The following is a 19,092-nucleotide window of genomic DNA, read 5'->3' as shown; positions in this document are numbered from 1 at the left end:
ATGTTTTATATTTTATTAATGGAACATAACAATATTTTAGGAACAGTGCTAGCAGGCGGGAAGTCACAAAGGTTTGGTGAAGATAAATCTCAGATATTGCTAGCTGATAAAATATTAATTGATTACATCTTGGCAGAAATAATTGATGAATTTAAGGAAGTATTAATAGTATCTAATAATTCAATTAAATTTACTAATTCAGATAAAATTTCACTAATTGGAGATATTAAAAAAGATCTTGGTCCTCTAGGTGGAGTTCTATCAGCAATGAAATGGGCAAAAGATCATAATAAAAATTATCAATGGATAGCAACTTTTCCAGTAGATACTCCATTTTTTAAAAAAGAAATTTTAGAGGAATTTATTAATCAAATTGATGAAAATGAAAGTAGTTTATTTTTTATAAAATCAAACAATACTAGGCATAACATCTTTGGTTTATGGTCGATGAATTTATTAGATCAATTAGAAAATGATCTAGAAAAAGGAGCTCGGAAAGTTGAATTGTGGGCTAATAGTATTGGAGTTAAAACAATTAATATGGAGTTTCCAAATCAAGATCCTTTCTTTAATATCAATACAAAAGAAGATTTAGAACAAGCTAAAGAATTATTAAAAAATGATTAGTTACGATCAATCTAGAAAAATTTTAAAAAAAGCAAAAATTAAAATTAAAGATGAAACTATATTGAGTGAAAAATCTCTTAACAGAGTGATTTCAGATAACATTTATTCAAAGATCAATTATCCAGCAGGAGATAATGCTGCATTTGATGGATTTGCAGTTAAATCAAAAGATACTAATGGAATTAAGAAAAATTCACCAAAACAATTTAAAATAATTGGATCTATTGCAGCAGGAACAAAATCATTAAACAAAAAAATTAAAAAATATGATGCTGTTGAGATAATGACAGGTGGAATAATTCCAAAGGGTTTTGATACAATTATCCCAATAGAACAAATTATTTTTTATCCAAATAAAAATAATAAAAAATACATTTTAGTTAATCAAAAAATTAAAAAGTATAACCATGTTAGATTTGCAGGTTCAGATTTTAAAAAAGGTGAGGTTGTTGTTAAAAAAAATACAATTATTCAACCAAATCATATTTTGGCTTTTAAAACTTTGGGGATAAAAAAGATTAAAGTTAAAAAGAAGATTAATATTTTATTTTTTTCAACAGGAAATGAAATTACTGACCAAGACAATATCCCAAATTGGAAAGTTAGGAACTCTAATAGTCATTATATAAAAAATCTTAAAGGAAACTTTTTATTTAATTTTAAAAATGGTGGAATACTTAGAGACAACCATCAAAATATTTATAAATCACAAATTAAGAAACTTATAAATAGTGATACCGATATATTGATAACATCAGGCGCTGTTTCTGCTGGAAAATATGACTATATCCCAAGTATTGTTAAGACATTTAAATTATCCAATTATTTTAAAAGTGTAGCAATCCGACCAGGAAAACCAATTCTATTTGCTAAAATTAAAGGAAAACAAAAAGCAATCTTTGGACTTCCAGGAAATCCAATGTCATCATCTGCTTGCTTTAGATTTTTTGTTATCCCCTTTATGGAAAATATTTTAGGACTAAGTGAGGAACTGCCTATTAGGGCAACTTTAAAAAATAGTTTTTTTAAAAAACAGAATTTTACAAGGTTTGCAAAAAGCAAATTAAGCACAACTAAAAATGGAAAAATAGAAGTTGAGATTTTGCAAGGGCAAGAGTCTTTTAGAGTAAAGTCTTTTGTTAAATCAAACATTTGGTCTCTGTTACCAGCAGGGAAATCAAAATTTAAAAAAGGGGACATCTTAGATTGTTTTTTCCCCAACCACTCTAATCAATCTTTGATTTAGAAACGTATTTTTGTTGTAGAAAAATCTTTTTAGAATTAGATTTCTACAAATGTTAGAGTTAAGAAATCCAAAACTTGCCGTCCCAATTGTACTGTTTGCTGGCATATTATGGTCATTTGGACCATTGGTTGTAAGATATATGGATAGTCCCAATCTTGTTCCTTGGCAGTATATATTTGGAAGAGGTTTAACTATTTTTATTCTACTTAATCTCTACCTATATTTTGAAGAAGGAAAAAACTTTTATAAAAATTACCTAAAAATAGGATTATCAGGGATAGTTGGTGGCTCAGGTCTTGGAGTTGCAATGATCACATTTATTTATTCTATAACAAACACCAGTGCCGCTGTTACTTTACTTTGTTTAGCTGCAATGCCTTTTTTTACAGCTCTTTTGGCATTTTTATTTCTTAGAGAGAGAATTTCACTTAATGTTTGGATATCAATTATAATTGCTTCAGCTGGTATATTGATAATGGCAATTGGTAATACTGGTGAGAAATCTTTAATTGGTTTTGTATTTGGACTAACTTCTTCGATAGGTTTTTCCGTATTTTCAGTTTCATTAAGATGGCGAAAGGAAACTCCTAAATTTACAACAGTTGCATTTGCTGGTTTCTTTTGTTTTGTTTTTGCATCAATTATGATTTTATCTACTGGAAAAGCATTCTTTGCTACGAGTTATAATAGTTCATTATTTTCACTACATGGATTTTTGGTTTGTTCAGGATTAATTTTATATTCAATTGGTTCAAAAGCTATTCCAGCTGCTGAGTTAACATTGTTATCTTTAACAGAAGTTGTGGGTGGAATATTTTGGGTTTGGTTACCAATTTTAGGAATTAATGAAGTACCATCAACTAATACAATTATTGGAGGTTTTTTTCTGTTTGTATCTTTATTCTACTATAGTTTAATTATGAGATGGAATAAACGCTACATAGCATTAAATTAAATTATTATGGAACGACCAGATTTTTTTGAACTTAAAAATGGTGAAAAAGTAAAATTACCATTTACAGATAAAGAATATAACGATCGAGTAAGTAAACTTAGATCAGTGATGGAAAAAAATGGTCTTGATATGATTATTTTAACCTCCATGCATAACGTTGCATATTACACAGGTTTTATTTATTGTTCTTTTGGAAGACCATACGGATGTGTCATTACTCAAGATAAAATTTCAACAATTTCAGCTAATATTGATGCAAGTCAACCATGGCGTAGATCGCATTGTGATAATGTTATTTATACTGATTGGAAGAGAGATAATTTTTTAAGAGCAATCGTATCAATTATTGGAAGAGATGAGCCTCCTAAAAATATTGGAATTGAAAATGATCATGTCACTTTAGATATGAGAGAAATAATAGGATCTATTTTTACTTTCTCTGTTTTTAGTGATGTTTCAAAAGATCTAATGAAACTTAGAATGATCAAATCGGATGAAGAAATTGAGATCATTCGAAATGGTGCAAGGATTGCAGACATTGGTGGTGAAGAAATAGCTAAAAATATTAGAGAAGATAACACGGAGATCGAAGTAGCAATAGCAGCAAGGGATAGAATGGAAAGGGAGATTGTGAAAAGTTATCCAGGTGCAGAATACATGGACACTTGGGTATGGTTTCAATCTGGTATCAATACAGATGGAGCTCACAATCCAAAGACTAATAGAAAATTAGTTAAAGGAGATATTTTATCTTTAAATACTTTTCCAATGATCTCAGGTTACTACACTGCACTAGAGCGAACTTTGTTTTTGGATCATGCAGATGATGCCTCTCTTAAAGCTTGGGAAGCAAATGTTAAAGTTCACAAGCGTGGATTAGAATTAATTAAACCAGGTGTTAAATGTTCAGACATTTGTCATGAGCTCAATGAATTGTTTGCAGAACTTGGTTATCTTCAGTACCGAACATTTGGCTATGGTCATTCATTTGGTATGCTTTCACACTTTTATGGAAGAGAAGCTGGTTTAGAATTAAGAGAAGATATTGATACTGTTCTTGAGGAAAATATGGTGGTTTCTATGGAGCCAATGATCATGATCCCAGAAGGTAATCCTGGTGCTGGTGGATATAGAGAACACGATATTTTAGTAATAGGTAAAGATGGAGCAGAGAATATTACAAAATTTCCTTTTGGTCCTGAGCATAATATTATAAAAAACTAACCTTTATGAGCGAGAATAAAACTATCGTTAATAGTTGGAACGAGTGGGATCCGTTAAAACATGTTATTGTTGGAAGGGCGGATGGCACTTGTATTCCAGCACCAGAACCTGCATTAGATGCAAAAGTTCCTGAAGATAGTGATATGCGAGGACAGTTTGGTCCAAGAACCAAAGACACTGTCGATAAAGCAAATGAATTGTTAGACAACTTTTCAAACATGCTTCAAAAAAGAGGTATTAAAGTTGATCGACCAACACCAATTGATTTTAATCAAAAAACATCAACACCAGATTGGGAAGCAGAAACTATGTTTGGTTGTATGCCTCCAAGAGATGTTTTGTTAACTGTAGGTAATGAAATTTTAGAAGCAACAATGAGTTATCGATGTCGTTGGTTTGAGTATTTATGTTACCGACCACTACTTAAAGATTATTACAATCAAGATCCTAACATGAGACACGAGTCTGCTCCAAAACCAAGACTAACAGATGCAGATTACAGAAAAGATTATTTATCAGATAAAATTGGGGTTCAAAAAAGATTAGAGTGGACTGAGAAAAAATATTTTGTAACTACTGAAGAAGAGCCGTTGTTTGATGCAGCAGATGTATTGAGATTTGGAAAAGATTTGGTTGTGCAACATGGATTTACAACTAATTTAAAAGGAATTGATTGGCTAAAAAGACATTATAAAGATCACAGAGTTCACGCAGTAAATTTTCCAGGAGATCCATATCCTATTCACATTGATGCAACCTTTACCCCAATTAAAGAAGGTTTAATTATTAACAATCCTCAAAGAAGATTACCTAAAGAACAAAGAAAACTTTTTGAAGATAATGGATGGGAAATTGTTGATAGTGCTCAACCAGCTCATAACGAACCACCACCATTATGTTATTCTTCAACTTGGTTATCAATGAATGTTTTGGTTTTAGATCCTAAAACTGTTTGTGTTGAGAAAAGTGAAATTTATCAAGCTGAGCAATTAGATAAATTAGGAATGGAAGTAGTGCCTGTTGATTTAAGAGATGCTTATGCATTTGGTGGAGGACTTCATTGTTGTACAGCAGATGTATATAGAGAAGGCACTTTAAAAGATTATTTTCCAAAACAATAACAATGGCAAAAATAAAAACAAAAAGAGAGCGAGTTAAATTCGCCTCCGATAATGTTGCGGGTGCTTGTCCTGAAGTATTAGAGGCAATTATAAAAGCAAATGAAGGAGATAGTACTCCTTATGGAAATGATCCTTTGTCAACAGAGTTACAAGATAAGTTTTCAGAAATATTTGAAAAAGAGGTAATTGTTTTTCCAACTGCATCAGGAACAGCTGCAAATGCTTTAGCTTTATCTACGATGACACCATCATATGGAAATATTTATTGTCATAAGATGTCTCATATCAATACTGATGAATGTGGTGCACCTGAATTTTATACAGGAGGTGGAAAATTAATTCCTTTAACTGGAGTAATGGGAAAAATCACTGCAAAAGAATTACACCAATCCATAGGTGGAAAAGGAATTGTACATCACACCCAACCTTCATCAGTTAGCATTACTCAAGTGTGTGAAACAGGCGAAGTTTATCAATTAGATGAAATCAAAAAAATTGCAGAGATAACTCACAAACATAAACTAAATTTACACATGGATGGTGCTAGATTTGCTAATGCATTGGTATCTTTAGATGTAACACCAGCTGAAATGACATGGAAGTCAGGGGTTGATGTATTGTCATTTGGAGCAACTAAAAATGGATGTCTAGCAGCTGAAGCAATCATATTTTTTAAGAAAGAGTTAGTAGGGGATATTGCTTTTTTAATGAAAAGAGCAGGGCATTTGTTATCTAAAATGCGTTTTGTATCTGCTCAACTAGATGCCTACATTTCAAATGATGTTTGGCTCAGAAATGCAAAACACGCTAATGCAATGGGTAAAAAGTTAAGTGATGGCTTAAGTAAGCATAATGATATTGAAATTGCTTATCCAACCGAAGCAAATGAGGTTTTTGCAAAGTTTCCAAGGGAAAAAATAGAACATCTTAATTCCGAAGGTTACAAAATGAATGAAGAAGAATTAGATGGAAAAGCTGTAAGATTAGTTGCTGCTTGGAATACTAAAGATAGTGATGTTGATGAATTGTTAAATACAATTAAAGCTAACTAGGATTCTCTTTTAAAAACTCAATATATTTTATAACTTCATCAAATTGTTCATCAGGAATATCCTTGTAACTTGCATTGAATTTACTTTTCACACAAATAGCAACGTGAGCATAGGGGTTTCTTCCTTTAGGGTGATTTGGATGGTTAGGTAACTGACCGACCAAATAATCGCCAGCTTCCTGAATAATTTTCCAGAGTTTACTTGCGTTTTCTTTGTTCATATTATTTTAAAATATTATAGTCTTTAATTATGTCAGATAAAGAAATTCATCAAGGTGGCTGTGCTTGTGGAGAAAATAGATATGAGACAACTGGTTATCCAGAAAGAGCTAGAGTTTGTCATTGTAGATATTGCCAACTAAGATCAGGAAGTCCTTTTGGTGTTGGTGCTTGGTTTAAAGAAGAAAATGTAAAACACCATTCACAAAATTATAATCAATATAAATTTGTAACAGAGAGTGGAAATACTTTTGAAACAAATTTTTGTAAAAAATGTGGAACTAGTGTTTATTGGACAATATCAGCACCTGCTTTAAAAGGTTTAACAGCTATTGCTGCTGCAACATTTGATCCACCAAGTTTTTGGTTTGGTGTATCAGGTGAAATTTTTACAAGATCAAAAGCACCTTATATTGATATTAAATGTGAAGAACAATTTGAGACATCACCTACTTATAATCCAACTAAACAGGATGAAGATAGGTTTGATGGATCTAAATAGAATTACTCTCCCACAATAGAGGAAAATATTCTTCATCTAATAAATCACTATTTTCTTTTTTATACTTTTTATAAGTTTTAGCAGTTCCACCTTCATTTGTTGGGTGAAACTTAGCATTACTTGGAACACAATGAGAAACGATTGCTCGTCGATTGTTGCTTGAAGTATTTATTCCTGATCCATGCCAGGTAAAGCCATGATGAAATGAAACACCACCAGCTGGTACCTCTACATAAGCAACTTCTATTAGTTTATTATTTTTTTCTGCAAAAATATTTAATTCTTTTTTATAATCTTCTGGTGAGTGAAATTCTCCTTTGGGTGGTTGAAGCCCCCATTTATGAGAGCCTTTAATATACTCTAATGTTCCAGTTTCTTTTGAAGTGTCATCTAATGACATCCAACAAGTCATCATTGTTTGTGGAATAAGCCAATCATCATAAGCAGCGTCTTGATGAAATCCTAAGGTTTTTCCTCCAGGTGGTTTCCATAAAACATTATCCTGAACTAATCTTGCACCTTGCCAGTTCATTAAACGAGAGCAAACTTCACCAATTATTTTATGACAAACTACTTTTTTTATTAAACGATCTGTTTTCCAAGCATTACAGATTTGACGAGTAACATCTTCAGGATCTTGACCAAATTTCCAGTTCCATTCATCTGGCTCAATTCCTGTTTCAAAATTACCTTTAAATAAAGGCTCAAATTTATTTCTAAGATCTTCAATATAATTTAAATCTAAAAAGTTATCTAAAATCAGAAAACCATTATTATTAAACTCTTCAATTAAACTCTCATTGAGCTCAAAGTTTATCATTAATTATTTGGCAACCATGAATGATAAAGCGGATTATCTTTATCTATTGGAAGTTTAATGTTTTTATTTTGTCTGGAAGAATCATAAACAGCGGTAACAAATTCTAAAGATTTTCTAGCATCTGATAAAGTTACCTCATCACTAGTAGATCCATCTAATTTGTTTGCAATTTCATCAAACATACCTGCATACCAAGATGGGGGCTCTTCTACTTTTAACAACACTTCATCTATTTGAGCTTGAGTAATAGGTGATCTTGGTAAGAAATGCCACTCATCATCAGCTGGACTGTAGGGTTTATCTGGAGATGCTCCAGACTCAGCTGTTAATCCATCAAAACAAAATCGAAGTCTACTTGTATCGTTTGCAGCTCCAAGTGTAATTGAGCTAGTAACCAATGTCCCATTTTCCATTTCGATTGATAAAGCTGCACAATCTTCAACTTCAATATCATTTACTCTCGTTGATAATTTTGCAAATACATTTGAAACTGGACCTAAGATCATGCTCACTAAGTCATGAATATGTATCGAATGACTTAATATAGCTCCACCTTGTTCACCTTCCCAAGTTCCTCTCCAAGGTTTTGAATAATAATCTTTCCCTCTATTCCAATGAGTTTCCAAAGAAGCAACCAAAGATTTTCCTGCTAAACCAGATTTCATTAATGCTTTTAATTTTGAAAATCCTAAACCATATCGATATTGGAAAACTGGAAAAATAATTTTACCTGTTTCTTTACTAATCTTTTCTAATTCATCGACTTCTTTAAGACTTGATACTAATGGCTTTTCACAAATTACATGCTTTCCAGCTTCCATTGCTTTTTTACAGGCTGAAAAATGTAAGTGGGGTGGAAGGCATATATCAATGATATCAATCTCTTTTACTTTTAATACTTCATCAAAGTTAAGTGATACCTTTGTTTCAGTATCTTTTGATAAAATGTTATCGATTGCTTCTCTTGTAAGCCCACATAAAGTGTGAACATTAAATCTCTCTTTAACTTTTTGGAAATCTTCATAGTGCTTAGCACCTATGTTTGTTCCAATAATTGCTACTTGATATTTGTTCATTTTGTTTCAGCTTTTAATTGTGCTTTTATTGCAAGTTCCATTGAAAGATAAGTTAATTCTTGAGCACAAGCAGTTTCAGTTCTGTTGATTACATCATTAATTAAATTTCTAAAGTAGGGTAGCTCAACATTAGAGCAATCGATGTATTTAACTTCTTCATTGTTCGCTAGATATAAATGATTACCTTTTTCTGATTTTGCTAAATCTGTATATTTTCTTATTTCTATATAGCCTTTATCTCCAAGGATTAATAATCTCCCATCTCCCCATGTTGGAAGTGCATCTGGAGTAAACCAATCTAATCTAACGTAACCATGTCCACCATTACCAGTTAGATTAACCTCTCCAAAATCTTGAAAACCAGACTTTTCCTTCTTGGTAGTATTTTCTACAAGTGCATGATTGATTTTTGCTTCATTTGAATTTGTAAATACTAAAAATTGATGAATTTGGTGTGATCCTATATCAGTAATTATTCCACCATAACTTTCTCTATCATAGAACCAATCAGGTCTTTCATAGTTACCTTGTCTGTGTGGACCTGTACCAATTGTTTGCTTTACTATACCAATTTTTCCTTCGTTAACTAATTCTTCAGCCTTTGCAACAGCTGCAACATGAAATCTTTCTGAAAAATTAACTGACCATATTTTTCCAGTTTCTTTTACTGTTTGTTTAAGCTCGTTTAATTGATCCAGGGTAGTGCAACCAGGTTTATCGACCATAACATCTTTTCCAGCTTTTAAAGCTTCTATTGAATTATGAGCTCTATCTTTAGGAACTGAAGATATTAAAATCATATCAATTGAGGGATCATTTAATATTTCTTCCTTATTTTCTTTTCTTTTAATATTTGGATATTTTGAATTGAATTCCCCTAGGGTTAATGGATCACCTTCTGTCCAAAAATGATCACACTCACATCCTTCTTTTAACATTTCGTCCAACATGTCAAAGATGTGACCATGATCTATACCTATCACTCCAAGATTAATAGTCTTTTTCATCTTGTTAATATGTTCCTTGTTTTTCTGAACCGTTATAAAAGATTTCTTGTAGATATTTATTTTCTCTAATTCTTAAAGACTTGCCTTCTTCACTCATTAATGAATTAGCACGATTAATAACTTCGTGATAATGATATTCATCTTTTCCTCTAGCAATTTGAACACTATTTTTTCCTAAAATTTGTTTAACATTAGTTCCTATGTAACTTTGAACCGCAAAACCAATTCTTCGATCATTACTTTTATTTATACCAGAGCCGTGAACTATTCTTGGGTGATGTAAAGACATTTGACCTGCTTTAAGCTCTACAGGTTTAACTTCATTTTCTGGCACCCCTTCTACTGTTTGACCACGTGTTAATAGGTTTCCTTCATTAAACTTTTGGTTATGATCTTTTAATTCAATATGAGACTTGGGCCACATTCTCATGCAACCATTTTCATTATTTGCATCTGTAATTGCTATCCATGCAGTGACCCAATTATGAGGTTCTAACCCAATATATTTTGCATCTTGATGATAACTTACAAATCCCTCTTGTTTAGGGTTTTTAATAAATAAAGTAGTACTACAAACTAAAATATTTTTTCCAATAATACTTTCAACTGCATCAAGAATTTTAGAATTATGAACAATCGCATCTAGTTTAGGAGATATTAAGTGCACATTGTATCTGCCAGATTTATCAATTTCATTTGGCATTTCTTTTTCAATTAGCTCAATTTCATTTCTTGCTTCTAAAGCTTCTTCTTGAGTTAAAATATCTAAGGGCGCTACATATCCTTCTTCATTGTACTGTTTCTGTTGATTTGAATTAAGATAAGTCATATTATTTTTAAAGATTATATGAGTGCTATTATTACTTCAATACATAACTGTCCTGTAAAATCGATTTCATTTCAAAATATTGAAAAATGTAAAATTAATAAAAATGTTGGGATAGAAGGTGATAGAGTTTTTGCTTTTTCACAAAATCTTAATTTAGATCAATCTTTAGAATTCGAAAAAAATCCTGAAACAAGAAAAGGTAAATGGAATAAAATTGTAACGCTTAAAAACACACCAGAGTTTAATAAGTACAATTTTTTACATGAGGACAATAAGTTAACTCTAACGCTAAATAATAAAGAAATTATTACTGTTAACGTTAATGAAACAAATGAAAGAGATGATCTTGTAAGAAAATTAATTGAACTAGAGGGGTCTTTAAAAAACGATATAAGACTTATGAGAAATGATGAGTATCCTTTTTATGATACCTCTATATCTAACAAGTCTATGTTTAGAAACTCAATTTCGCTTTTAAATATTAATAGCATTAAAGATTTTGAGAATAAAATTGATAAAAAAATTGAAAAATCTATTTTCAGAGGCAATCTATATTTTGATGGAGTGGAAGCTTGGGAAGAAAGAAACTGGATTGGTAAAACTATAAAAATAAATGATGTTTTGTTTAAAGTTGAAAAAAATATTCCAAGATGTGTTGCAATAAACTTAAAACCTAAAACAGATGATAATTCATTTAATTTACTTAAAACTTTAAAACAAACTTACGATCACTATGACATGGGTGTTTATTTGACACCGGAAAATGATGGTGAAATAAATTTATCAGAAAAAATCCTTATAAAATAAATTGCAGACAACTCAGGATTGAATATTTATTTCAATTACTGTGTACACCACTTCTCTAATCTGCTTAACTTTATCAAAACATAACGAAGGGGATATAATGAGAAAAATATATAAGACGTTAACTGTTTTATTTGTTCTTCTGTTTAGTATTTCGACTGTTAATGCAAAAACATTAACTGAAAGGCTTGCAGATGGTCACAAATTAAGACTAGGTTTTGGAACAGCTGTGCCATGGGCATATGCTGGAGATAATGGTGAAGCATTAGGTTTCGTAAACATGATCGCTTTAACTGTTTTAGAAGAAATGGGAATTACTGAGCATGAAACTAAAGTTTTTGAATGGTCAGGTCTTATTCCAGGAATAAATGCTGACAGATCAGACATGATTACTGGTGGTATGTACATTCTAAAAAGCAGATGTGCCAACATTGATTTTTCAGATCCAATTGGAGTATTTGGTGATGCGATGTTAGTTCCTAAAGGAAACCCTAAAGGGATTAATAATTACGAGGATGTTATAAGAACTGGAGCTAAACTTGTAACAGGAACTGGTTTTAACACTGTAGAAGCTGCAAAAAAAGCTGGTGTTCCAGATAGCCAAATGCTTTTAGTAGAAGGTGAAGTTGGTATTTTAGCAGCGATGAAAGCTGGAAGAGCTGATGCTGCTGTACAAACTTTCTTTGGCGCAAAAGAGCACGAGGAAAAAACTGGCGGAGCTTTTGAAGTAACTGATCCTAAATTAATGCCTAAAGAAACTGTAAACGTAGTAGGTATTGGTTTTAGAAAAAGTGATAGTAAGTTCAGAGATGCTTTCAACGTAGCTTTAGCTAAAGTTTTAGCTAATCCTGATAAAATGTTAGAGAGAGCTGGTAAGTATGGCTATGATAAAGCTCAACTACCTCCACCTGACATGACTACAGAGTGGGCTTGCTCAACTAAATAATTTACATTATTAAAAAATTAAACCAGGCAACTTGATTGTTGCCTGGTTTTTAAAATCTAAAGGAAAATACTTTGACATATTTTGAATTTTTAAACGAACACGGTGTTACACTTTTGTTAGGAACAGTAACCACAGTAAAAGTACTTGTTTGTTCTATGATTCTATATGTGATTATTTCCATGATTTTTGGTTTGATGAGACTTTCTAAAAATCGAGCGATACAAGGAATTGCTACAGTATATATAGAATTTTTCAGAGGAACTTCTTTATTGGTTCAATTATTTTGGGCCTATTATGTATTACCTTTTTTTGGAATATCACTTGAAGCATTTACAGCAGGAGTAGTGGCTCTTGGTTTAAACTTTGGTGCTTATGGTGCAGAAATAGTTAGAGCAGGAATACTTGCAGTCCCTAAGGGGCAATGGGAGGCTGCACATGCTTTAAATTTTACTCCAGCAAAAAGAATTAAAAGAATTATTATTCCACAAATATTTCCAATAATTCTTCCACCTGCAGCAAATTTAACTGTCGAATTATTGAAAGCGACAGCATTAGTTGCATTGGTAACAGTTGTAGATTTAACTTTTGAAGCAAAACAAATTAATTCAATTACTTGGTTATCTGCTCAGTGTTTTGGAACAGCGTTACTGATTTATTATATCATTGCTAGATTTGCATTAGTTCCATTTTTAAGATGGTTAGAAGTGTTGGCAGCTAGAAAAGTTGGAAAGGAAAGAATTTAAGTTATGCAAATGGGATGGAGATGGGATTTTACATTTGAAATATTGCCACAAATGGCAATTGCAACTTTAAATACTATTCTTGCAGCTGGTGTAGGTTATGCAATCGCTTTAATAGTTGGTTTATTTTTTTTACTAGGTCAAAAAACTCCTTTTAAAATTGTCAACTGGATTAATAGAGAAATAGTAGAGTTTATAAGATCAACACCGCTTTTGATTCAGTTATTTTTTGTTTATTTTGTATTACCACAATTTGGAGTTACCCTATCAGCTTGGGTTTGTGGAATGATTACTATCGGTCTTCATTTTGGAACTTATTTATCTGAAGTTTACAGAGGTGCTTTGGAAGGAGTTCCAAAATCACAATGGGAAGCATGTAGAGCTCTTAATTTTTCAACAATTTATACTTACAGAAGAATAGTTCTGCCACAGGCATTTCCTATAGCTATACCAGGCATGGGTAATTATTTAGTAGGTATCTTTAAAGATACACCATTACTTTCAACAATAGGAGTTGCAGAATTATTCCACGCAGCAACTGCAGTGGGTGGATATAATTATAGATATTTAGAACCTTATACTTTGGTTGGACTTATATTTTTAACTCTTTCAATTCCAGCTGCAATGTGGGTTAGAAAATTAGAAAATGATGTTAATAAAGCACAAGGAAAAATAAAAAAATAAATTATGAAAAATGCATCTGACGAAATAATTGTAAAATTTGATCAAGTAACCAAACAATATGGTGACTTAGTAGTTTTGGATAAATTAAATCTAGATATTAAAAAAAATGAGATGGTTTCAATAATTGGACCCTCGGGATCAGGTAAAACCACAGTTCTTAGAGTTTTGATGACTTTAGAAAAAATAAACGGAGGTGTAATTAATCTCGACGGAGAACCTCTAACACATATGAATGAAAATGGTAACCTTGTTGAGGCAAGCGAAAAATATTTAAGAGAAAGACGTTCAAAAATTGGTATGGTATTTCAGCAATTTAATTTGTTTCCCCATATGACAGCTTTACAAAATTGCATAGAAGCGCCAATTGAAGTTTTAGGTCTAAAAAAAGAAGAAGCAGAGGAAAGAGCCTTAGAATTATTGGAGCTAGTAGGTTTGACAGATAAAAAAGACCAACACCCAAGTAGGCTTTCAGGAGGTCAACAACAAAGAGTTGCTATAGCAAGAGCTCTTGCCATGAGACCCAAAGTTATGCTTTTAGATGAAATAACTTCTGCACTTGATCCTGAAGTAGTAGGAGAAGTATTAAACGTTATCCGTTCACTTAATAAAGAGCATAGTTTGACTATGATAATGGTTACTCACCAAATGGGTTTTGCGCGTGAGATTTCTGATAGAGTTTGTTTTTTTAATGAAGGTAAAATATTTGAGGAAGGCCCACCAGAAAAATTATTTGGAGATCCTCAAAACGAAAGAACTAAACAATTTTTACATGCAGTACTAGACTCGCATTAAAAATTTAATAATTTTTTATTTCAGGATTATCAGTTTTGGAAGTTTCTTCCAATGTTGCTGGAGTATCTGGGTCTAATTCTAATCCTGCAGGTGTAATGGTTGCAGGTACAGGTGTAAATGTAGAATCTGGATTGTCCACAGTTTCTCTTATTCTCATTCTGTACAAACCAAATGCACCAATTAAAGCATGGACTATAATTAAAAATACAAAAAATCCATTTAATCCAAACCATTCCATAAACAATGAACATAAAATTGGTCCACTAATAGCACCAACACCAAAAATTAATTGAAGTCCCCCTCCAGCAGCTACGAATTTAGATTTTGGTACAAAGTCATTAGTGTGTGCAAGATTTAAAGAAAATAATGGAAGGCATAAACTTGAATAAAGACCAACCGCAATAAAGAAAACTATTTTTTTAAATGCAAGTTCATCCATGTAATAAATATTTTGTATAGGATCATTAGAAGTTAAAATTGACAATAGTGCTAAAGCAGAACTTCCAAATGTAGTTACAATAATTACCCTTCTTCTATCGTATTGATCTGAAAAATATCCAATTGGTCCTTGACCAAATACACCTGCAATCGTTGCAATAAACAATAAAATTGAAGTTTCAAATAGACTGAGTTTAGCAAGAGTTGCATAAACTGAGATCAATGAAAAAAATGCTGCATGAATTACACCAGTGAAAAAAGAACTAAAAGTTCCAAGAGGAGAGATCTCATAAAGTTCTTTAATACTAATTGTTTCAATTTTTTTAAATTTTGGAGCTGGTCTTTTTGTTAATAAAATTGGAACAAGTGCTAAAGATAAAAGCACAGATACCAAAATAAAAGGTTCATAGGCTTTTGGTTCACTTAAGTTAAGTAACAACATTCCAACTGCAAGACCGAAATAAATTACCATCATGTATGCAGACAATAATTGTCCTCTATTCTTATTAGTTGCTCTATCGTTTAACCAACTTTCAGTTACAACATAACAACTAACTAAACTGATACCTGTTATAAATCTACTCACTGTCCACATAAATGGATTTACATAAACTACCGCAAGCAATGCACTAAGTGATGCAAGGGATGCAAACGCTGCAAACACTCTGATGTGACCAACCTTAGATACAAAATTTGGAGTTGTTCTTGAGCCAATAAAATAACCAACATAATATCCTGACATGAAGATCCCTGTGGTAAAAACACTAAAGTCTTCAAGTACAGATCTAATCCCCATTATCTGCATTTGTAATCCATGAGCTATCATCATGGTTCCAATACCTATAAATAGGGCCCAGGATTTTTTTACTTCTTTTTGCATTTCTAAATTTTAAGTATCAATAAATTGCGGGCTAAGTAGTTTTGGTTTGTGTTTTTTTTATGGCTAGGAATGAGTGAATAGCGATAGTCAAAATGATCACCACTCCTCCTTGAATTGTCTCCATTGAAGGTTGTTCTTTTACAACCATCCACACCCAAATAGGTCCCAAAACCGTTTCCATTAGAAAGAATAGATTTACCTCAGCTCCTGTTATGTATCTTGGAGCTAGTGTTACCAACACAAAAGGAATAGCCACACAAAGAATACACATAGCTGGAATGATATAAATATCATTGTCTTTTAGCTCAAACGTATCAATAAAGAATAAAGCAACTAATGCTACGACCAGTTTACCGACCACAGCTGAAGGAACTAGATTAAGGCTTTTACCAGCTCTGATGATTGTTGCTCCTGCAGCAAGACCGCATGCAGTAATAAAACCTAAAATATCTCCAAAAATATTTCCTAATTTCACTGAGTCGTAAAATATATAAAGAACACTTAAAAACGTAATTGCAATAGCAACTAAAGTATTTCGATCTGGTTTTTCTTTTAAAAATATTGCACCAAAAATAGCAGATAACATTGGTGCAAGTGCAATCATAACAAGTGTGTTTGCAACATTTGTGTTTTGAATTGATAGTACAAAAGTAATATTGGTAATGGAAAACGTAACTATATAAGCAACACCATAAATTGAATTTCCATAAAGTAATTTAAAAAAACTTGATTTGTAAATAAACAACATTCCAGCAAATACAGTTACAAATGGAATGATACCTCTATAAAAAACTAATCCCCAAGTATCTACATTTGAAAGCCTAATAAATAAACTATCAGGAGTGATAAACATCACTGCAACAAAAGCCATTAAAGAACCTTTTTGTTGATCTGTTAAATTGTTCATGCCTTTAATTCTTTCCAAAAAGTTTTTGCTAAATTTATTCCTGATAAATCAAAAAAAGTTTTAAGTCCTGTAGGGGAAGTAACATTGATATCTCCATTTAATTTTTGATCTATAAAATCAATCCCTGCAAAATATATATTTTCTTTTTTTAAATCTTTTGCAATTAATTTTGAAATTTTATTTTCTTGCTTAGTTAAATTGATATTAATTGGTTTAGCGCCTTTGCTCATATTGCTTAAATAAGATCCCTTCTTAGGAACTCTAGAAATTGCACCACAAACTTTTCCATTAATTATAAAAACTCTTTTGTCTCCTTTATTAATCTTAGGTAAAAATTTTTGACACATGATATGATCATGTTTTTTAATAAATTTATTAATAAGTTTTGAATTAAATTTATTTAATAAGTGAATATCATTACCACTATAACTATGAATAGGTTTGATAATTACTTTCTTATGTTTTTTAATAAAATTTTTGATTTCATTTATATCCTGAGAAAAAAGTGTATCAGGCATATATTTCAAATATTTTGTTGAATATAACTTTTCAGAAATATTTCTGATAGATGTTGGGTTATTGATTATTTTAACTTTATTTTTAATAAAATCTAAAATGTAAGTAGTTGAAATATATTCTAAATTAAATGGCGGATCTTGACGGATTAAAATAAACTTACACTTTGTAAGGTTTAAAGTTTGTTTATTAATGATTTTATAAAATTTCTTGTTTTGATAATTAAACTTTATAAAGAAACCTTTAGCTAAAACTTTTTTGTTAATTATTGATAGATCTTTTGGATCATAATAAAAAATCTTATATTTGTTTTGTATTTCGTTAGCTAAAAAAACACTAGTATCAGTTACAGGGTTTAAGGTAGAGGGATGATTACCTTGAACAGCTACTATTTTATTTGTCATATAATTCTTCTAAATTTTCATCTTTCGAAAATTTACTAATCATATGATCTGCATTTGTAGTCTTATTATCAACTACATTTTGTAAATGATTTAAGAAGATAGTTTCGTTATTTCCTTTTTTACTAATGATGTCTCTTTTTTCTAATCCTTTTCTAGAAATATCCAGGAGAGTAGATGTCCAATACAACAAGTCTTTACCCATTAATTGAGTATTAAATCCTTTTTGTGGAGCTTCTAAATAAGCGTTAATTATTTTGTCTGTTTCCCATGAAGAGATTAATTCATACGCTTCATCTAAATTTCCATACAACATACCAATATTGAAAGCTGGTCCAGCACATAGACAATCCCAACCACAGGTATCCATTGATCTAAGCTCAATATATTTCTTCAATCTGTTTTCGGTGAAGATTGTACTTAAGTGTGTTGTAAGATCAGTTTCTGTTGGAAGTCTATTTCCTATTTCTTCAATTTTTCCATCCATAAAATCTTTAAATGTATATTTTCTACCTGAAATATACTGATCATTATGTTGAATGAATAAAATTGGAAAGTTTATTACAAATTCTGCATATTTCTCAAAATCTAAATTTTCAAAAAATAATTTAGGCAAACCTCCTCTTGAAGTGCTTTGCCAAACTTTAGATCTATAAGATAAATAATTACTATTCTTTTTTTCTACGATTGATGAGTTTGCAAATAGTGCAATTGAAATTGGAACAATAGAATTAGCTAATTTAAATTTTTTAATAAAATCTTCTTCTGAATTGTAATCAATATTTAATTGTGTTCCACACGTTCGATACATCATATCTAAACTAAGCTCTCCACCTAGTGGCATGTCTTTTGTCATTAACTCATAACGTTGCTTAGGATTGTTTGGAATATCTTCTAATTTTGAAATAGGATCAAAACCGGCACTAACTATTTTGATATCTAATTTTTTTGTAACTTGTTTTAATTCAAATAAATAATCTTGAGACTCAGCACATGCTTCGTGCATATGGTTTAACTTGTCACCTGATAATTCAATTTGGTTTCCAGGTTCTAGTGTAATATTTTTTCCACCTTTATTAAGACCAATAATGTTTTCTTTTTCAAAAACAGGGTTCCAGCCAAACTCAGTTAGGGCTGTAAACATTTCTTTTACTTTTAGGTAATCAATTCTTTTATTGTTTTTAGTATTGAACAAAAACTTTTCATGCTCGATACCAATTCTAAAATCTTTATCTTCTTTGATACCAGATTTAAAATATTCAATAATTTTCTCTTTATTGTTAATCATGCGCTTTAGATAGTGGATT

General features: G+C 31.2%; 21 protein-coding genes. 12 read left to right on the top strand and 9 right to left on the bottom strand.

Annotated features, from left to right (window positions below):
• The 6 genes from mobA to ACTTBK_RS04215 are packed head-to-tail and all read left to right on the top strand — an operon-like array spanning nt 1 to nt 6,225.
• Complete coding sequence (gene mobA / locus ACTTBK_RS04240; protein WP_440618696.1) at nt 1-627, top strand: molybdenum cofactor guanylyltransferase; 627 nt, start codon at nt 1-3, stop codon at nt 625-627.
• Complete coding sequence (locus tag ACTTBK_RS04235; RefSeq protein ID WP_440618695.1) at nt 620-1,873, top strand: molybdopterin molybdotransferase MoeA; 1,254 nt, start codon at nt 620-622, stop codon at nt 1,871-1,873. The genes mobA and ACTTBK_RS04235 overlap by 8 nt, the downstream gene beginning before the upstream one ends.
• Nucleotides 1,874-1,922: 49 nt before the next feature.
• Nucleotides 1,923-2,828, top strand: coding sequence for a DMT family transporter (locus tag ACTTBK_RS04230; RefSeq protein ID WP_440618694.1), 906 nt, complete (start codon nt 1,923-1,925; stop codon nt 2,826-2,828).
• A gap of 6 nt (nt 2,829-2,834) precedes the next feature.
• A complete protein-coding gene (locus tag ACTTBK_RS04225; RefSeq protein WP_440618693.1) occupies nt 2,835-4,052 on the top strand; it encodes an aminopeptidase P family protein in 1,218 nt (405 codons plus the stop codon).
• Nucleotides 4,053-4,057: 5 nt separating this feature from the next.
• Nucleotides 4,058-5,173: a serine/threonine protein kinase gene (locus ACTTBK_RS04220; protein WP_440618692.1), complete on the top strand. Its 1,116-nt coding sequence runs from the start codon at nt 4,058-4,060 to the stop codon at nt 5,171-5,173.
• Nucleotides 5,174-5,175: 2 nt separating this feature from the next.
• Nucleotides 5,176-6,225, top strand: a complete 1,050-nt coding sequence (locus ACTTBK_RS04215; protein WP_440618691.1) for a threonine aldolase family protein — start codon at nt 5,176-5,178, stop codon at nt 6,223-6,225.
• Here the strand turns inward: ACTTBK_RS04215 and ACTTBK_RS04210 are convergent.
• Complete coding sequence (locus tag ACTTBK_RS04210; protein WP_440618690.1) at nt 6,218-6,445, bottom strand: hypothetical protein; 228 nt, start codon at nt 6,443-6,445, stop codon at nt 6,218-6,220. The two genes, ACTTBK_RS04215 and ACTTBK_RS04210, sit on opposite strands and share 8 nt — an antisense overlap.
• A gap of 29 nt (nt 6,446-6,474) precedes the next feature.
• Here ACTTBK_RS04210 and ACTTBK_RS04205 point away from each other — a divergent pair, with 29 nt between their 5' ends.
• Nucleotides 6,475-6,945: a GFA family protein gene (locus tag ACTTBK_RS04205; protein WP_440618689.1), complete on the top strand. Its 471-nt coding sequence runs from the start codon at nt 6,475-6,477 to the stop codon at nt 6,943-6,945.
• Here ACTTBK_RS04205 and ACTTBK_RS04200 read toward each other — a convergent pair.
• Genes ACTTBK_RS04200 through ACTTBK_RS04185 form a run of 4 tightly spaced genes read right to left on the bottom strand, consistent with a single transcriptional unit; the run spans nt 6,938 to nt 10,677 of the window.
• Nucleotides 6,938-7,765, bottom strand: coding sequence for a phytanoyl-CoA dioxygenase family protein (locus ACTTBK_RS04200; protein ID WP_440618688.1), 828 nt, complete (start codon nt 7,763-7,765; stop codon nt 6,938-6,940). The genes ACTTBK_RS04205 and ACTTBK_RS04200 overlap by 8 nt on opposite strands.
• Nucleotides 7,765-8,841 (bottom strand): Gfo/Idh/MocA family protein, encoded by a 1,077-nt coding sequence (locus ACTTBK_RS04195; protein WP_440618687.1) that lies wholly within the window; start codon nt 8,839-8,841, stop codon nt 7,765-7,767. Before ACTTBK_RS04195 ends, ACTTBK_RS04200 begins: the two co-directional genes overlap by 1 nt.
• Nucleotides 8,838-9,848, bottom strand: a complete 1,011-nt coding sequence (locus ACTTBK_RS04190) for a Gfo/Idh/MocA family protein (RefSeq protein ID WP_440618686.1) — start codon at nt 9,846-9,848, stop codon at nt 8,838-8,840. Before ACTTBK_RS04190 ends, ACTTBK_RS04195 begins: the two co-directional genes overlap by 4 nt.
• A gap of 4 nt (nt 9,849-9,852) precedes the next feature.
• Nucleotides 9,853-10,677 (bottom strand): phytanoyl-CoA dioxygenase family protein, encoded by an 825-nt coding sequence (locus tag ACTTBK_RS04185; RefSeq protein ID WP_440618685.1) that lies wholly within the window; start codon nt 10,675-10,677, stop codon nt 9,853-9,855.
• Between the two features lie 18 nt (nt 10,678-10,695).
• Here ACTTBK_RS04185 and ACTTBK_RS04180 point away from each other — a divergent pair, with 18 nt between their 5' ends.
• The 5 genes from ACTTBK_RS04180 to ehuA all read left to right on the top strand — a co-directional run bounded on the left by ACTTBK_RS04180 (nt 10,696) and on the right by ehuA (nt 14,643).
• Nucleotides 10,696-11,484 (top strand): MOSC domain-containing protein, encoded by a 789-nt coding sequence (locus ACTTBK_RS04180; protein ID WP_440618684.1) that lies wholly within the window; start codon nt 10,696-10,698, stop codon nt 11,482-11,484.
• A gap of 97 nt (nt 11,485-11,581) precedes the next feature.
• Nucleotides 11,582-12,427, top strand: coding sequence for a transporter substrate-binding domain-containing protein (locus ACTTBK_RS04175; RefSeq protein ID WP_440618683.1), 846 nt, complete (start codon nt 11,582-11,584; stop codon nt 12,425-12,427).
• Nucleotides 12,428-12,498: 71 nt separating this feature from the next.
• Nucleotides 12,499-13,170, top strand: a complete 672-nt coding sequence (gene ehuC, locus ACTTBK_RS04170; protein WP_262589574.1) for an ectoine/hydroxyectoine ABC transporter permease subunit EhuC — start codon at nt 12,499-12,501, stop codon at nt 13,168-13,170.
• A 3-nt stretch (nt 13,171-13,173) separates the two neighbouring features.
• Nucleotides 13,174-13,851, top strand: coding sequence for an ectoine/hydroxyectoine ABC transporter permease subunit EhuD (gene ehuD, locus ACTTBK_RS04165; protein ID WP_440618682.1), 678 nt, complete (start codon nt 13,174-13,176; stop codon nt 13,849-13,851).
• Between the two features lie 3 nt (nt 13,852-13,854).
• Nucleotides 13,855-14,643 (top strand): ectoine/hydroxyectoine ABC transporter ATP-binding protein EhuA, encoded by a 789-nt coding sequence (ehuA, locus tag ACTTBK_RS04160; RefSeq protein WP_262589570.1) that lies wholly within the window; start codon nt 13,855-13,857, stop codon nt 14,641-14,643.
• A gap of 4 nt (nt 14,644-14,647) precedes the next feature.
• Here the strand turns inward: ehuA and ACTTBK_RS04155 are convergent, their stop codons facing one another.
• From ACTTBK_RS04155 to ACTTBK_RS04140, 4 genes are read right to left on the bottom strand one after another with little or no spacing between them, the layout of a single operon-like run.
• Nucleotides 14,648-15,961 (bottom strand): MFS transporter, encoded by a 1,314-nt coding sequence (locus ACTTBK_RS04155; RefSeq protein ID WP_440618681.1) that lies wholly within the window; start codon nt 15,959-15,961, stop codon nt 14,648-14,650.
• A gap of 31 nt (nt 15,962-15,992) precedes the next feature.
• Complete coding sequence (locus ACTTBK_RS04150) at nt 15,993-16,868, bottom strand: DMT family transporter (protein ID WP_440614657.1); 876 nt, start codon at nt 16,866-16,868, stop codon at nt 15,993-15,995.
• On the bottom strand, nt 16,865-17,788 hold the full coding sequence (gene gshB, locus ACTTBK_RS04145) for a glutathione synthase (RefSeq protein ID WP_440618680.1): 924 nt from the start codon (nt 17,786-17,788) through the stop codon (nt 16,865-16,867). Before gshB ends, ACTTBK_RS04150 begins: the two co-directional genes overlap by 4 nt.
• Nucleotides 17,778-19,073, bottom strand: coding sequence for a glutamate--cysteine ligase (locus ACTTBK_RS04140; protein WP_440618679.1), 1,296 nt, complete (start codon nt 19,071-19,073; stop codon nt 17,778-17,780). The genes gshB and ACTTBK_RS04140 overlap by 11 nt, the downstream gene beginning before the upstream one ends.
• Between the last annotated feature and the right edge of the window lie 19 nt (nt 19,074-19,092).

It is taken from the genome of Candidatus Pelagibacter sp. HIMB1493 (assembly GCF_052047995.1).
In the GTDB taxonomy this organism is placed as follows: domain Bacteria; phylum Pseudomonadota; class Alphaproteobacteria; order Pelagibacterales; family Pelagibacteraceae; genus Pelagibacter.
The sequence above is the reverse complement of the archived record's forward strand: the minus strand, read 5'-3'. Positions and strand labels throughout refer to the sequence as shown.

Coding starts and splice junctions, on each gene's coding strand:
- mobA (WP_440618696.1), top strand. CDS start 1: ATGTTTTATATTTTATTAATGGAACATAACAATATTTTAGGAACAGTG.
- ACTTBK_RS04235 (WP_440618695.1), top strand. CDS start 620: ATGATTAGTTACGATCAATCTAGAAAAATTTTAAAAAAAGCAAAAATT.
- ACTTBK_RS04230 (WP_440618694.1), top strand. CDS start 1,923: ATGTTAGAGTTAAGAAATCCAAAACTTGCCGTCCCAATTGTACTGTTT.
- ACTTBK_RS04225 (WP_440618693.1), top strand. CDS start 2,835: ATGGAACGACCAGATTTTTTTGAACTTAAAAATGGTGAAAAAGTAAAA.
- ACTTBK_RS04220 (WP_440618692.1), top strand. CDS start 4,058: ATGAGCGAGAATAAAACTATCGTTAATAGTTGGAACGAGTGGGATCCG.
- ACTTBK_RS04215 (WP_440618691.1), top strand. CDS start 5,176: ATGGCAAAAATAAAAACAAAAAGAGAGCGAGTTAAATTCGCCTCCGAT.
- ACTTBK_RS04210 (WP_440618690.1), bottom strand. CDS start 6,445: ATGAACAAAGAAAACGCAAGTAAACTCTGGAAAATTATTCAGGAAGCT.
- ACTTBK_RS04205 (WP_440618689.1), top strand. CDS start 6,475: ATGTCAGATAAAGAAATTCATCAAGGTGGCTGTGCTTGTGGAGAAAAT.
- ACTTBK_RS04200 (WP_440618688.1), bottom strand. CDS start 7,765: ATGATAAACTTTGAGCTCAATGAGAGTTTAATTGAAGAGTTTAATAAT.
- ACTTBK_RS04195 (WP_440618687.1), bottom strand. CDS start 8,841: ATGAACAAATATCAAGTAGCAATTATTGGAACAAACATAGGTGCTAAG.
- ACTTBK_RS04190 (WP_440618686.1), bottom strand. CDS start 9,848: ATGAAAAAGACTATTAATCTTGGAGTGATAGGTATAGATCATGGTCAC.
- ACTTBK_RS04185 (WP_440618685.1), bottom strand. CDS start 10,677: ATGACTTATCTTAATTCAAATCAACAGAAACAGTACAATGAAGAAGGA.
- ACTTBK_RS04180 (WP_440618684.1), top strand. CDS start 10,696: ATGAGTGCTATTATTACTTCAATACATAACTGTCCTGTAAAATCGATT.
- ACTTBK_RS04175 (WP_440618683.1), top strand. CDS start 11,582: ATGAGAAAAATATATAAGACGTTAACTGTTTTATTTGTTCTTCTGTTT.
- ehuD (WP_440618682.1), top strand. CDS start 13,174: ATGCAAATGGGATGGAGATGGGATTTTACATTTGAAATATTGCCACAA.
- ehuA (WP_262589570.1), top strand. CDS start 13,855: ATGAAAAATGCATCTGACGAAATAATTGTAAAATTTGATCAAGTAACC.
- ACTTBK_RS04155 (WP_440618681.1), bottom strand. CDS start 15,961: ATGCAAAAAGAAGTAAAAAAATCCTGGGCCCTATTTATAGGTATTGGA.
- ACTTBK_RS04150 (WP_440614657.1), bottom strand. CDS start 16,868: ATGAACAATTTAACAGATCAACAAAAAGGTTCTTTAATGGCTTTTGTT.
- gshB (WP_440618680.1), bottom strand. CDS start 17,788: ATGACAAATAAAATAGTAGCTGTTCAAGGTAATCATCCCTCTACCTTA.
- ACTTBK_RS04140 (WP_440618679.1), bottom strand. CDS start 19,073: ATGATTAACAATAAAGAGAAAATTATTGAATATTTTAAATCTGGTATC.